At 69.1% G+C, this 217-nt stretch carries 1 pseudogene; it reads left to right on the top strand.

The features are described 5' to 3' along the window. Positions 1-217 (top strand): annotated as a pseudogene (locus AKL25_RS24510) (hypothetical protein); the annotation flags it as partial.

Genomic DNA, 217 nt, shown 5'->3' with positions numbered 1-217 from the left:
CAGCAGAATGCCGCGCTGGTGGAGCAAGCTGCAGCGGCAGCGCAGTCGCCGCCTGATCCTGCAGCGGCAGCGCAGTCGCTGCAGGATCAGGCGGCGACGCTGGCCAATCTGGTCGGTCGCTTCAAGCTGGACGCGACACAGGCGCATCAGATGACGGCCGCAGTCCCGAAAGCCGTCGCGAAAGCTGCCCCGGTGCAGGCGGCGCTGCGAGCCTGCA

The sequence above is a fragment of the Herbaspirillum rhizosphaerae genome (assembly GCF_001189965.1).
Lineage (GTDB): Bacteria > Pseudomonadota > Gammaproteobacteria > Burkholderiales > Burkholderiaceae_D > Herbaspirillum > Herbaspirillum rhizosphaerae.
This window is presented reverse-complemented; position numbering and strand designations above follow the sequence as displayed.